Genomic DNA, 13,904 nt, shown 5'->3' on the forward strand with positions numbered 1-13,904 from the left:
ATTCATCGGTAAGCAAGTCTGCTTGCTGCCGATTGCGCCCTCTCGCCGCTGAATCTTCTCTCTTGCCGTTTGAAAAGCGCTCCGAGGCCTTCGATCACCTGGCGCACCTCCGGCCGGTGCCGGTCGTCGTCATTGGCGACGATCCACATCGTATAGGTGAGTTCTTCGATGATGCCGCCCTCGCGCACCAGGCTAGGGAGCGAATCGCCGATGAAGCACGGCAGCACGCCGCGCCCGTTGCCGCCGGCAATCAGCCGCAGCAGCAGTTCCGGCGAATTGGTCCAGGTGCGGATATCCGCTTCGTGATGCTGAAACACCCATTTGTCGGCTGGCGAATGGGAGCTTTCGGTGCCGATCGAAACCCAAGGCGTGGTCTCGTCTTCGGCAAGGCTATGCGCTCTATATATACAGTGTGCGACAGTGACCGAGCGGCGGATAGCCACATTGCCGGATTCAGGCCTTCGGCCGAGGATCCCGACATCCGCCTCGCGATAGGTGAAATCGAGCCCCTTGTGCAGCGATTTGCAGCAGAGCCGGAACCGGTCCTCCTTGCCCCTGATCTCGGACGTATGATCGCTGACGAAGCCGGAAAGCCAGGCGTCGGCGCCGATCGAAACGATCGGCAGCGCGAAGGCCTGCGCCTTCCAGTCGGCGATGCTGTCGGCCGTCTTCTGCATGGCACGGACATGTTCGAGCAGCGTCTCGCCGTCCGGAGCCAGCCGATAGCCCTGCTGGCTGCGCACGAAAAGGGTCCGGCCTGTCGTCCGTTCGAGCGCCAGCATCCGCCGGCCGACCGTCGGCGCGCTGAGGCCCGTGCGGGCGGCGGCGCCACTCAAGGCACCTTCGCTCGCCACATGCAGGAACAGTTTGAGATCATCCCAGCCCGCGTCTGTCATGCGAGACACCTTATTGTTTCACTGGTGATCGTCCCATCGTTCATGGATGAAAAACGGCGTTCGCCGGCGCGTCTACAAGCCGCGCCGCAAACCACTAGCTCGATGGCATCACATCATAGATGGAGTGACTGCCATGTTTCTCAACCGGGTGAGGTTTTGGAAACAACTGAACAAGGAGAAGAGCGGGCGCTGCCGGAACGGGCTGGGGGATCCGCTCGCCGACCCTCTGGAGGGCGCCGAATGGCGCGGGCTGTTATGGGCGGTGCCGCTTTTGTCGCGGCTGACGAACGGCAACCACAAGCGGCGAGAGAGGAGGGCCCTCCGGCCGCGAGACTATCAGCCGGTCAGTGGCTGGTCTCGAAGTTCAGCCGGATCACGTGATGCAGAAATTCGGCATCGATCAGCATGTTGAAGCCGACGGTGACCTTCTCTTCCTCGCGGCGGATCACCGTGCAGCCGATGTCGTCATGGATGCCGAGGATTTCGAGGAAGAAATTGTTGGGCACCGGCAGGTGTGGGCTGACCTCGAGTTCCGCGCCGTGAAGCGAGATGCTGCGGATCAGGCAGCGGAAACTCGTCTTGGTGCTGAGGTGATGCCCGACGAAGATGATCTTGCCCGGCCGATCGATCGAGAACTTTTCGAAGGCGTGCTCGCGTGAGCCGTTTGTTTTTGTGTCTTGGTCCATGTTCAAGGGCATGACACCCTCCTGTTGCGCTCCTAGGATGTGACTATATTCCTCGTCCGCTGACACATTCTGAAACGGAATGGTAAAATGCGACGGATAACGGGAATATCGCCAAAAAATCCGGCATTTAAGTGCAGCAGAGGCGGTTTTTCCTTTCCGTGTGGGACAGCTGCGAACTCAAAGCCCGTAATCGACCATGTCGCGTTGTTGACGGGCCGGTGTCGCGGGGATACCCCTTGCGATCGGATGAGTGGTGCTATCAACGAAACCATGATCGGCGTGGGGAGTGAGACGTGACGGGCAGGTTGGTGATAATTGGCGCGGGCCAGGCGGGTTTCGCGCTCGCTGCAAAACTCCGGGCCCTGAAGGATGCGCGGCCGATTACGATCATCGGTTCGGAAAACGTGATCCCCTACCAGCGCCCACCGCTCTCCAAGAAATATCTGCTCGGTGAGATGGAATTCGAGCGGCTGACCTTCCGGCCTGAAAGCTGGTTTGCCGAGAATGCCGTCGAGCTTCTGCTCTCGACCTATGTCGAGGAAATCGACCGCAAGGCAAAGTCCGTCCGCATGCAGGATGGCGCGGTCATCGAATACGACACCCTGGCGCTCGCTACCGGCTCGACGCCGCGCACGCTGCCGGCAAGTGTCGGCGGCGATCTCGACGGCGTCTTCACCGTTCGCGACAAGCGTGATGCCGACCTGCTCGTAGGCGAAATGAAGCCGGGCCGCCGACTCCTTATTATAGGCGGCGGTTATATCGGCCTCGAAGCCGCTGCCGTCGCCCGCCATCTCGGCCTCGAAGTGGCGCTGATTGAAATGGCCGACCGCATCCTGCAGCGCGTCGCCGCAAAAGAGACCGCCGACGTGATGCGCACCATTCACGACAGCCACGGCGTGGTCATCCGCGAAAAGACCGGCCTGCATCGGCTGATCGGTGGAGGCGGTCCGGAAGGGAATCACGTGCGCGCCGCCGAGCTTTCCGACGGCAGCACGATCGAGGTCGATTTCGTCATCGTCGGCATCGGCGTCAAGCCGAACGACGAACTGGCGCAGGAATGCGGCCTCGAAGTCGGCAATGGCGTCATCGTCGACGAATTCGCCCGCACCTCCGATCCGTCGATCTTCGCCATGGGCGACTGCGCCATGCTGCCCTGGAAGGGCGAGCGCATCCGTCTCGAATCGGTACAGAACGCCGTCGACCAGGCGGAAGCCGCCGCAGCGATCCTTGCCGGCGGCTCCGCGCCCTACGACGCAAAGCCCTGGTTCTGGTCCGATCAATACGACGTCAAGCTGCAGATCGCCGGTTTCAACCTCGGTTACGACGAGACGCTGGTGCGCAAGGGCGCCCGCGAGGGCAGCCTGTCGATCTGGTATTTCCGTGAGGGGCGGTTCATCGCCGTCGATGCGATCAACGATGCCAAGGCTTATGTGAGCGGCAAGAAGCTGCTCGACGCCGGCATCGAACCGAGCCGCGCCATCCTCGCCGATCCCGCTGCCGACCTGAAACAGCTCCTCGCCTGAAGGGAAATGCCATGCCGTCTCCGAAGAATCACTTCAAGGCGGCGTTGAAGGCCCGCCTGCCGCAGATCGGCCTCTGGCTGAACATGGGGGAGGCGCTGACCGCCGAGATCGCCGGCCATGCAGGTTTCGACTGGCTGGTGATCGACGGCGAACACGGGCCGAACGACCTGCGCAGCATTCTGGCGCAATTACAGGCGCTTGCCACCTCGCCCTCGGAAGTGGTCGTGCGGCCGCCGATCGGCGAGACCTGGGTCATCAAGCAGATGCTCGACATCGGCGCCCGTACGCTTTTGGTGCCGATGGTCGATTCGGCGGAGCAGGCGAGGGAACTCGTCCGCGCCGTGCATTATCCGCCACGCGGCGTGCGCGGCGTCGGTGCCGCCGTTGCCCGCGCCTCCGCCTTCAACTCCATTCCCGATTATGCCGAGACGGCCGCCGACGAAATCTGCCTGATCGTCCAGGCCGAAACCATGGCCGCGATCCGCGACCTGGAGAACATTGCAGCCGTAGATGGCGTCGACGGCGTGTTCATCGGCCCGGCCGACCTTTCGGCCGACATGGGTTATCTCGGCCGCATGGAGGCGCCGGAGGTCCAGGAAGTGATCGAGAAGGCGATCGGCACGATCGTGAAGTCCGGCAAGGCGGCCGGCATCCTCACCTTCAGCGAATCCCTGAACCGCCATTATCTCGATCTCGGCGCGAGCTTCGTGGCGGTTGGCGCCGACGTCACCGAGTTTTCCGGCGCGTTGCGATCGCTTGCGGGCCGCTACGGTCGCGGTGGCGGGATCGGCAAGCAGCGTTCGGGCTACTGAGAATCACCGAAGTGGCAAGAATGGAATCACTTGTTGCGATTCGTGTGTCGTGACCGGTGGGAATCGCATGACATTTCCATAAAAGACCTTGCCATCGATATCGTTTCCCAATAATCAGGCCCGACCGGAGAGGTGGCCGAGTGGTCGAAGGCGCTCCCCTGCTAAGGGAGTATACCCGAGAGGGTATCGTGGGTTCGAATCCCATCTTCTCCGCCATTCCAGGCTCGAAACGCCCGCCCAATTCTGAATCCCAATGCCGTTCTGATCGACCTTTGCCAGCTGCTCGCACGGCCGTGCACCCGCGCCACCTGACGGGCGAGGTGATTCCCTTCCGAGGCTTCTCCGCGGCGCTAAGTGGCTGCCGGATAAGCCCTTTCTTAACAAAACGTAAAATACCACCTAAGGCAGTCCCCGGCTTTGTGTCCTTTCGGCAACAGACTTCTGGGAAGCGGGTACCGGAATGGCGTCCGGTTGAAGTTCCAGATTGCATGACCCTCCCCGTCTTGTATTTTCAAATCCGGAAGCGAGGCGGTGGATCGTCCTTCTTCTAGCAATCGACGGGGATGGGGCAGGGAACGCTGTCCTTCAGCCAAAAGAACCCAGACCCATACGAAACTTTGACTGGAGGTCAAAAATGAACATCAAGAGCCTTCTTCTCGGCTCCGCTGCTGCCCTCGCAGCAGTCTCCGGCGCTCAGGCAGCTGACGCCATCGTAGCTGCTGAACCGGAGCCCATGGAATACGTTCGCGTTTGCGACGCTTTCGGCACCGGCTACTTCTACATCCCGGGCACCGAAACCTGCCTCAAGATCGGCGGTTATGTCCGTTTCCAGGCTGATATCGGCCAGGACGTAAACTCCTTCAACGACTCGGACTGGGATACTTTCAGCCGCGTTCAGCTCGACTTCACCGCGAAGTCTGACACCGAACTTGGTACGCTGACCTCGGTTGCTTCGGTTCGTTTCGAAGCTAACCAGGACGTTGGTTACACGTCCAACGGCAGCTCCAACGGCGCTTACATCAACGAAGCCTACATCCAGCTGGGCGGCTTCAAGGTTGGTCGTTACTACAACCCTTGGGATAAGGGCATCAACGGCGAATCCGATTGGAACTCTGCTGGCCAGACCCGTATGCAGTCTGTCGGCTACTTCTACACGGGCTCTGCCTTCACCGCTGGCGTCCAGGTTGACGAACTGTCGCGTCTCAAGGGCCTTGGTAGCCAGGACGTCGGTATCGAAGCTATTGTCACTGCTAAGTTCGGCGCTGTAGCGTTCGACCTTCTCGGCGCTTATGACTTCGCCGCTGAAAATGGCGCAGTCCGCGCTCTCATCTCGGCTCCGGTCGGTCCGGGCACCTTCCAGGCTCTCGCCATCTGGTCGAGCGGTGTGGGTGATGCGAACTTCGATAATGCCTACTACGCACGTGGTGAATGGGCTCTCGCTGCTTCGTACGCCTTCAAGGTCTCCGACAAGCTGACGATCACCCCCGGTGGTACGTATGTCTGGAACTCCCAGGTTGACGGCGATGGTGATTTTGGTGGCGACGAAGCCTACCGCGTTGGTCTGACGGTCGACTACACGATCGTTCCGGGCTTCACTGCAAAGGTCACTGCGAACTACAACCAGACGCAGGCCGACGGTGCGACGGTGCGTGAAAACAAGTTCTGGGATGGCTTTGTCCGTCTCGACCGCACGTTCTAATCATAACGGAACTCCCCCGGTTCGCCGGGGGAGTTTTCTATAAGTGGTTGGCCTCTATGCAGGGCCTCCATATGGGGAGTTGATACCGGGGGATGGGGCTGCTTATGCGGCCTTTACGTGTTTGATTAATTTTCGATCGGGCGCGAATTAGCATTCAGAGAAATTGACTGGAGGTCAAAAGAATGAACATTAAGAGCCTTCTTCTCGGTTCTGCAGCGGCTCTCGCGGCAGTTTCCGGTGCTCAGGCTGCCGACGCCATCGTCGCTGCCGAACCGGAGCCTATGGAATACGTTCGCGTCTGCGACGCGTTTGGCACTGGTTACTTCTACATCCCGGGCACGGAAACCTGCCTCAAGGTCGGCGGTTATGTCCGTTTCGAAGTCGGCTTTAGCAATGGCGAGAACGCCTTTAACGGCGCTGACTGGGATTCGTACAGCCGCGCTCAGCTTGACTTCACGGCCAAGAGCGACACGGAACTTGGTACGCTGACCTCGGTTGCTTCGGTTCGTTTCGAAGCCAACCAGGATGTTGGTTACACGTCCAACGGCAGCTCCAACGGCGCTTACATCAACGAAGCCTACATCCAGCTCGGCGGATTCCGCGTCGGCCGTTGGCTGAACTGGTGGGATGCCAACGACCTTCCGGGCGAAGCGGACAACCTCGGTTCGAACCGTCTCCAGTCGATCTCGTACACCTATACCGGCTCTGCCTTCACGGCTGGCGTTCAGGTTGACGAACTGTCGCGCCCTGCTGGCGTTGGCGGTCAGAACGTCGGTGTCGAAGCTGTCATCCAGGCTGCAATCGGCCCGGCTAAGCTCGAACTGCTCGGTTCTTATGACTTCGGCGCAGAAGAAGGCGCTATCCGTGCGATCGGCTCGGTTGCCGTTGGTCCGGGCACCTTCTATCTTTCCGGTGTTTGGTCTTCGGGTGAGAACGCATATTACGGCGTGAGCGATACCGCTGCTGGTGAAGCAGCCGTTGCTGTAGCCTATTCCTTCAAGGCGACCGACAAGCTCGAAATCATTCCGGAAGCCCAGTACACCTGGAACACGGAACTGACCGCTGATAACGAATTCACCGGTGCTGACACCTGGACCGCTGGTGCAACCATCAACTACCAGATCGTCGAAGGCTTCGCAGCCAAGGTTGCCGTCAACTACTTCAAGGTCGAAGACGGCGCCGACCAGGTTCGCGGTCTCGTCCGCTTGCAGCGCGACTTCTAATCTGACTTGATCAGGTTGAGTTCAGAAGCCCGGCCTCGTGCCGGGCTTTTTTCTTTGAGGAACTTCGGGATCCAACGGCATAGCGGGTGCAATGAGCCCCAGTGTCGCCGTGGAAGACGCGACCCCTCTTGTTCAAAAGAAGAGTGATCTCGGTCGAGCAGCAGCCTGCTACTGCCGCCCGAACCGCAAATCCGCATCTATATCCGCCTTCTGTCCAAGCCTCGTCTTGTAGACCTGGTAGTTCTCCATCACCCGCTGCACGTAGTTTCGGGTTTCGGGGAAGGGGATGCGCTCGATCCAGTCGACCACTTCGTCGAGGGACTTGCCGCGCGGGTCGCCATAGCGGGTGATCCATTCGGGCACCCGTTTCGGACCGGCATTATAGGCGACGAAGGTCAGGATGTAGGAACCGCCGAACGTGTCGATCTGTTCGCCGAGGTAATGCGCGCCGAGCGTGGCATTGTAACCAGCATCCGTGGTCAGCCGTGCGGCCGCGTAGGTGAGGCCGTGCCGCTTGGCGACGCCCTGTGCCGTGCCGGGCAGGATCTGCAGGAGCCCGCGGGCATTGGCGGGCGAAACCGCGCCCGGGTTGAAGGCGCTTTCCTGGCGAGCGATCGCATAGGCGAGTGCCTTGCCGGAACCTTCGATATCGGCGCCGGCCGGGATGACGCCGACCGGGAAGGCGAGTGCCGCCACATCGATGCCGCGGCTGAAAGCGGTCTTGCCGATCTGCAGCGAAAGGGCGTGATTGTCTTCCGATTCGGCCCTGGCGGCGAGGATCGCCAGTTCCCCAGGACTGGTCATTTCTTCCGCCAGCGCGCGATAGAGCACCGCGGCGCGTTTGCCGTGGCCGGCATCTTCGAGCCTTGCGATCGCCCGGACGGCTTCGCGGCTTTCGAAATTCTGGCGGTCGGCCCCGCTCGCCGCCGGATAGGTGACGTCGAGCGACTTGAGGTCGAGCCGTGCGGCGGCAAGCTGGCCGTAGAACGTGCTGGAGAAATGCGCCGCCTTGGCGAAGAACTCCTTGGCGCTGCCCGGACCGCCGTCTTCCGCCGCGCGGCCGAGCCAGTAGAGGGCGCGCGAAGCGGATAGCGGCTTGTTCGAAGTGTCGAGGATCTTGCGGAAGTGTTTCTCGGCGGTTGCCGGCTCATGCAGCGCCCGCAGCGCATACCAGCCCGCGTGGAACTCCGCATCGACAATATCGGTGGAGGAGGCGGCGACATAATTGGCCGCGGTCCGGTAGGCCAGCTTGAATTCGCCCTGGTCGGCAAGGCCGCGCGCCACGATGCGCCGCTCGTTCCACCACTCCGTCGTATTGACCAGTTTTGCCGCCTCGCGCGGCGCCTTTTCGAGCAGGTCCGCCGCATCCTGGTATTTGTCCTGGCGGCGAAGATATTCGACGCGGGCAAAGAGATAACCCGCATCATCCTTCAGCGAGCCGTCGACGCCGGTGAGCAGGGCCTCTGCATTCTTGGCATTGCCGATGACGGCAGCCCAGGCCTTGTAGAGCGATTGCGCCTTGCCGAGATCACCGAACCGCTTGGCCTGCGCCGCGCGCGCCTTGTACATCAGGAAGTCCATGCGCGCCTTATGGTCGGCGGCGGTGAAAAGCGCCGAGAACTCGGCGAGGATCTTGTCCTCGGTCGGCTTGTCGAGTGTGTCGGTGAGCCAGATCTGCCGTAGCGGACGGGCAGCTTCCGCTTGTTTGCCGGAGGCGACGAGCGCGCGGGCGAGGATGATCGTGCCCTCGGTGGTTTCCGGCCGGGTCGCGCCGAAGGCAGCGAGCACGGTCGGGACGGGCGGGTTTTCACGATAAAGCGCCCGTTCGGAGTTGGCGCGCAGGCCCTTGAGCCCCGGCCAGCCCTTCAGTTCCGTCTGCGCCGCCGCGATCTCGCCCGACGGCACGCCCGGCGCGCCGGATGTGGCGATCGCCCAGGTGAGGATATGGCGGTCGAGCGAGCCTTCGGCGAGACCGTTCCGCGTGGCAAGGGCGGCGGCGATGTCGTTGCCTGCAAGCGCATCGAGCCCGGCTTTCAGCTGGGGAGCAACGACCAGTGGATCGGTTCTTGGGATCGTGCCGGTCACATCAGGCGCGGGCATCGCGGCGGGCATGGTGATCGCGACCGGGTTTTCGGGCTTCACATAGGGCAGCGGTGCCATGCTCTCGGGAAGCGATGCGGCAAATGCATGCATGCTCACAGCGCCGAGCCCCAGTGCTGCGAGGATCAGAACAGGCCTGTACATCCGGTAACTCGCGAAAATATGTCGTCCCCTTATTAGCCGCCAGCCACATTAACGAAAGCTTACCGCATTTATGAAAATGCGCGGTTTCTTATATGAGATTCCATATGAAATCCCTGGCACTTGCGCTTGTCGTCGCTTTCCCGCCGCTTTATGGTGCGCGACCTGAGAGGCTTTCGGGAAAAGATCGGCTGCGTCGCTGCCCGTCCAAATGTCCTGAACGTCCCTCATAGTCATGGATTGCGGCAGCAGAATGAACGTTGCCGACTGGGAGTATTGCATGTTCAAGGGATCGATGCCCGCCCTGGTTACCCCGTTCACGGCCGATGGCGCTGTGGATGAGCAGGCTTTTGCCGCGCATGTGGATTGGCAGATCGTCGAAGGCAGCAGCGGAGTGGTGCCGGTCGGCACCACCGGTGAATCGCCGACGCTCAGCCATGACGAGCACAAGCGCGTCGTGGAACTCTGTATCGAAGTCGCCAAAAAGCGGGTTCCCGTGATCGCCGGCGCCGGCTCCAACAACACGCGTGAAGCCGTCGAGCTGGCCGTGCATGCCGAAAAGGCAGGCGCCGATGCTGTCCTGGTCGTGACACCCTATTACAACAAGCCGACGCAGAAGGGCCTGATCGCTCATTTCTCGGCGATCGCGCAAGCGACAAAGCTGCCGATCATCATCTACAACATCCCGCCGCGTTCGGTCATCGACATGTCGCCGGAAACGATGGGCGCACTCGCGAAGGCGCACCGGAATATCGTCGGCGTCAAGGATGCGACCGGCAAGATCGAGCGTGTCTCGGAACAGCGCATCACCTGCGGCAATGATTTCGTTCAGCTCTCGGGGGAGGACGCGACAGCGCTCGGCTTCAACGCTCATGGCGGCGTCGGCTGCATTTCAGTAACGGCCAATGTCGCGCCGCGCCTCTGTGCGGAATTCCAGGCGGCGACGCTTGCCGGCGATTACGCCAAGGCGCTCGAATACCAGGACCGCCTGATGCCGCTGCACAAGGCGATCTTCCTGGAACCCGGCCTCTGCGGCGCTAAATACGGCCTTCACAGGACCCGCGGCATGAACCGCACGGTCCGCTCGCCGCTGGTCTCGACGCTGGAGCCGGCAACCGAAGCGGCGATCGACTCCGCGCTGCGCCATGCCGGGCTGCTGAACTGAGAGACGTCAGCGCTCGCCGCTTCACTTTCGGCATCCGCCGCATTACATAGGTAACCAACCCCGCTCATTGCCCATGGGCGGGGATTTGTTTTCGGATAAAAAGGGCGGAACGGAATATACCCATGGCCCCCAAAGGCAGCCAGCGCACGGTCAACAAGATTGTCGCGGAGAACCGCAAGGCCCGCTACAACTATGAAATCCTGGATACCTATGAGGCCGGCCTGGTCCTGACCGGGACCGAGGTCAAGGCGTTGCGCGAAGGCAAGGCCAACATTGCCGAATCCTACGCATCGGACGAGGGTAACGAAATTTGGCTGATCAACTCGCATCTGCCGGAATACCTGCAGGCCAACCGTTTCAATCACGAACCGCGCCGCCGCCGCAAGCTTCTCCTGTCGAAGCGCGAGATCAACCGCCTGCGCGTCGGCATCAATCGTGAGGGCATGACGCTGGTGCCGTTGAAGATCTATTTCAACGAAAAGGGCCGCGCCAAGCTCGAACTCGCGCTCGCCAAGGGCAAAAAGCTGCACGACAAGCGCGAGACCGAGAAGGAACGCGACTGGAACCGCCAGAAGTCGCGGCTGTTGAAGTCGAACTGATCAACCGCGCACTTCCCGCCGAAGCCATTTTCGCCGTATATCGATCGTGAACTTCCCTGCCTCCCGGCCGTTAAGGGAGACACCAGGGAGTTCTCGTGCGGAAGATAAGCTATCCGAATATCATCATCGGTGCGATCGAGCGGCGGCGGATCATCGAACTCCGCTACAAGGACGTAAGGCGCAGGGTGCGGCCGCATATCCTCGGTTATGTCGGCGAGGGCGCGCTCGCTCTCAGCGCCTGGCAGGTTGCCGGAACGGGTTCCGGGTGGCGTCTGTTTCATGTCGATGATATCGGCGATCTGACCGAGACCGAGGCGGGCTTCCGCAGCCCCGCGCGCGGATATAATCCCAACGACCCCGCTTTTTCGCGAATCATCGAGCGGCTGTAAAATCCCGCCCTAGGAACAAAATCCACCTTCGCCCGTTCGTTTTTCATCTCTGAGCGCGAGCGGGCAATAGGCAATGGGGCAATGACGCGAAAGAAAATCCTGACCTATGGCATGCTGGTGATCGGCTTCGGCGCCGCCGGCTACCTGCTTTATCACACCTTTCGCGAATACTCGCTCTCCGACATCGTCGAATCCGTCCGCGCCATCCCCACCTTCAACCTCCTGATGGCACTCCTTTTTGCCTTCGGTTCCTATCTCTGCCTCTCGGGCTTCGATTGGGCCGGCGTGCGTTATGTGAAGAACGACCTCGCCTATCCGAAGATCGGGCTTGCCTCGTTTATCGCGCTGTCGATCAGCCAGAGCGTCGGTCTTGCGGGCTTGAGCAGCGGCGCGCTGCGCTACCGCTATTATGCCCATTGGGGCATGAGCACCGAGGACGTGGCGAAGATCGTTCTGCTGTCGGGCGTCACGGTCGGTATCGGCATGGCAATGCTGTCGGGCATCGTCATGGTCCTCAATCCCAAGGATGCCGCTTCGGTGCTGGGCCTGAGCGAAGCCGTGATCGTCGCGATCGGTTTTATCTGCCTTGCCGCAACAGCCGGCTACCTGGTGCTTGCGGCCTTCGTCCGCACGCCGCTCAAAATCCGTGCCTGGACTTTTGAGATGCCGACGCTGAAGATCGCTATAGCCCAGGTGGTGATCGGCACGATCAATTTCGCACTGGTTTCCGCCTGCCTGCGCGAGGTCATGGCCGCCACGGCGGATGTCAGCTATCTCAAGGCGGCGACCGCCTTCGTGCTCGCCAACCTGGCGATACTGATCACCCATGCGCCGGGTGGTCTCGGTGTACTCGAGGCGACGGTTCGCCACGTCATGGGGGACCAGGCCTCGATCGGTTCGCTGGTCGCCTTCCGGGTCATCTATTTCTTCATCCCGTTCTTCATCGGCCTGCCGCTGTCGCTGGTTGTCGAGGCGGTGTTTCGGGCGCGGAAGGCGAAGCGGTCTTCGGCGGAGGGGCTTCAGATGCGCGAGCCGGCATCGGTTTGAGCGCTTTGGCTCAGGCCAGTTTCGATCCCTCCGGGGCGGACGGCAATCGACTCAAGCAGAAAGGAGCACCCATATATGGCAGCAAGTGCCACGATGTTCGTTCAATCGTTCTTCCACGGAACGCGGGCCGATTTGAAAGCCGGTGATGTGATCCGTGTCGGCCATCGATCAAACTTCGCCGGTGACCCGCTATCTTGGGTTTATTTCTCCGGGACTTTGGACGCCGCGATTTGGGGAACGGAACTTGCGGCCGGCGGCGAACGGCAGCGCATTTATGTCGTGGAGCCAACCGGACCGATCGTTGATGACCCCAATCTGACGGACAAGAAGTTCCCCGGTAACCCGACCTTGTCTTACCGATCTCGCGATCCGCTGCGGATCATCGGCGAGGTAACCGAATGGCAAGGACATTCACCTGAACAGGTCGAGCAGATGAAGGCCGGTCTCGCCCGCCTGACAGCCGAGGGGCTCAACAAGATCATCGACTGATCATTTTGATCAGCAGCCGGATCCCGTTGATTGACGACTGGCGCGGCCGGGGCGCAAACCTAACCGCCATCCCTGGCCGCCATCCGCCGCTCATGCTCCAACAGCCAGCGTTTGCGCCACAGCCCGCCGCCGTAACCGGTGAGGCTGCCGTCGGCGCCGATCAGCCGGTGGCAGGGGATGACGATGGCGATCTGGTTGGCGCCGTTGGCGCCCGCCACCGCGCGGGTGGAGGAGGGGAGGTTGAGTTCGGCGGCGACCGCCCCATAGGTCGTGGACACCCCGGCCGGGATTGCCCGCAAAGCCTCCCAGACCTGCCGTTGAAATGGCGATCCATGCCCGGCAATCCGCGTCTTGAACCCCCTGTCCTCGCCGGCGAAATAGGCCTTCAGCTCCTCCTCGATCTGATCGATCGGCGGATGACGTCCCATGACGATGCCGCTGCCGGTGAATTTCTGCAGTTTCTTGATTTCCGCCGGCAGCGCCTTGCGCTCGGCGAATTCGAGGAGATGCAGGCAATGCTGGTCGGCGATCGCCATCATCGGTCCGATCGGCGTCTCGATCCAGTCGGCCCTGAGCAGCACCTTGTTACGCAGGTTGGCGGGGGCCACACCGAACAGCTTTGTCACGGCGCTGCGAAAGCCGCTGCCGGATTCGTAACCGGCATCGAGCTGCGCATCGAGAACGCTCGCGCCCTCCTTCAGTGTTTCTGCCGCTTTGCCCATGCGCCTGAGCCTGGCGATCTCGAGAAAACTCATGCCGAACTGCCGCTTGAAGGCACGCCGTGCGGTCGACGGATCGATGCCGAGAGAAACGACATCATCCTCGCTCCAGCGGCGGAAGGGTTCGGTATCGAGCGCCGTCAGCAACCGCGTCACCATCGGATCCGCCTCGCCAAGTTTCAGCATCGGCCGGCAGCGGCTGCAGGGTCTGAAGCCGGCCTCCAGGCATTCGGCGATCGTCTCAAAGAAACTGGTGTTTTCACGCTTCGGCTTGCGGGCCGGGCAGGTCAGGCGGCAGAAAATGCCGGTCGTCTTCACCGCAGCCCAGGTAAAGCCTTCATAGGAGGCGTCGCGGGCGACCAGCGCATCGTAAAGAAGATCGTCGGAAGGGCGTTCGAAAAGCATGAAGCCTTTCT

General features: G+C 61.3%; 13 protein-coding genes and 1 tRNA gene. 10 read left to right on the forward strand and 4 right to left on the reverse strand.

All coding sequences use genetic code 11. The features are described 5' to 3' along the window. Window positions 1-2: 2 nt before the first annotated feature. On the reverse strand, window positions 3-896 hold the full coding sequence (locus tag RG540_RS04670) for a LysR family transcriptional regulator (RefSeq protein WP_038585142.1): 894 nt from the start codon (window positions 894-896) through the stop codon (window positions 3-5). 344 nt (window positions 897-1,240) lie between these two features. Next, a complete protein-coding gene (locus tag RG540_RS04675) occupies window positions 1,241-1,594 on the reverse strand; it encodes a PilZ domain-containing protein (RefSeq protein ID WP_038585145.1) in 354 nt (117 codons plus the stop codon). Window positions 1,595-1,875: 281 nt separating this feature from the next. Between RG540_RS04675 and RG540_RS04680 the strand changes: the two genes are divergently transcribed. The 5 genes from RG540_RS04680 (at window position 1,876) to RG540_RS04700 (ending at window position 6,839) form a co-directional block, all read left to right on the forward strand. Continuing rightward, window positions 1,876-3,105, forward strand: coding sequence for an NAD(P)/FAD-dependent oxidoreductase (locus tag RG540_RS04680; protein WP_038585148.1), 1,230 nt, complete (start codon window positions 1,876-1,878; stop codon window positions 3,103-3,105). 11 nt (window positions 3,106-3,116) lie between these two features. Beyond that, window positions 3,117-3,917, forward strand: a complete 801-nt coding sequence (locus tag RG540_RS04685; protein ID WP_038585150.1) for an aldolase/citrate lyase family protein — start codon at window positions 3,117-3,119, stop codon at window positions 3,915-3,917. 126 nt (window positions 3,918-4,043) lie between these two features. Continuing rightward, window positions 4,044-4,133, forward strand: a tRNA-Ser gene (locus RG540_RS04690). 418 nt (window positions 4,134-4,551) lie between these two features. Further along, entirely contained in the window at window positions 4,552-5,616 is a 1,065-nt protein-coding gene (locus RG540_RS04695) for a porin (protein WP_038585153.1), read from the forward strand. 182 nt (window positions 5,617-5,798) lie between these two features. Next, entirely contained in the window at window positions 5,799-6,839 is a 1,041-nt protein-coding gene (locus tag RG540_RS04700) for a porin (protein WP_038585156.1), read from the forward strand. 168 nt (window positions 6,840-7,007) lie between these two features. On the opposite strand, the gene RG540_RS04705 is transcribed toward RG540_RS04700, so the two are convergent. Next, a complete protein-coding gene (locus tag RG540_RS04705) occupies window positions 7,008-9,083 on the reverse strand; it encodes a lytic transglycosylase domain-containing protein (protein ID WP_038585159.1) in 2,076 nt (691 codons plus the stop codon). Between the two features lie 277 nt (window positions 9,084-9,360). Here RG540_RS04705 and dapA point away from each other — a divergent pair, with 277 nt between their 5' ends. The 5 genes from dapA to arr all read left to right on the forward strand — a co-directional run bounded on the left by dapA (window position 9,361) and on the right by arr (window position 12,769). Continuing rightward, window positions 9,361-10,245, forward strand: a complete 885-nt coding sequence (gene dapA, locus RG540_RS04710; RefSeq protein WP_038541459.1) for a 4-hydroxy-tetrahydrodipicolinate synthase — start codon at window positions 9,361-9,363, stop codon at window positions 10,243-10,245. A gap of 122 nt (window positions 10,246-10,367) precedes the next feature. After that, window positions 10,368-10,844, forward strand: a complete 477-nt coding sequence (gene smpB, locus RG540_RS04715; RefSeq protein WP_038541461.1) for an SsrA-binding protein SmpB — start codon at window positions 10,368-10,370, stop codon at window positions 10,842-10,844. A 95-nt stretch (window positions 10,845-10,939) separates the two neighbouring features. Next, a complete protein-coding gene (locus tag RG540_RS04720; protein ID WP_038585162.1) occupies window positions 10,940-11,233 on the forward strand; it encodes a WYL domain-containing protein in 294 nt (97 codons plus the stop codon). A gap of 81 nt (window positions 11,234-11,314) precedes the next feature. Next, window positions 11,315-12,280: a lysylphosphatidylglycerol synthase transmembrane domain-containing protein gene (locus tag RG540_RS04725; protein WP_038585165.1), complete on the forward strand. Its 966-nt coding sequence runs from the start codon at window positions 11,315-11,317 to the stop codon at window positions 12,278-12,280. A 75-nt stretch (window positions 12,281-12,355) separates the two neighbouring features. Then, a complete protein-coding gene (arr, locus tag RG540_RS04730) occupies window positions 12,356-12,769 on the forward strand; it encodes an NAD(+)--rifampin ADP-ribosyltransferase (RefSeq protein ID WP_038585168.1) in 414 nt (137 codons plus the stop codon). Window positions 12,770-12,828: 59 nt separating this feature from the next. Here the strand turns inward: arr and RG540_RS04735 are convergent, their stop codons facing one another. Continuing rightward, a complete protein-coding gene (locus tag RG540_RS04735; protein WP_038585171.1) occupies window positions 12,829-13,893 on the reverse strand; it encodes a bifunctional transcriptional activator/DNA repair enzyme AdaA in 1,065 nt (354 codons plus the stop codon). Between the last annotated feature and the right edge of the window lie 11 nt (window positions 13,894-13,904).

It is taken from the genome of Neorhizobium galegae bv. orientalis str. HAMBI 540 (assembly GCF_000731315.1).
GTDB lineage: Bacteria > Pseudomonadota > Alphaproteobacteria > Rhizobiales > Rhizobiaceae > Neorhizobium > Neorhizobium galegae.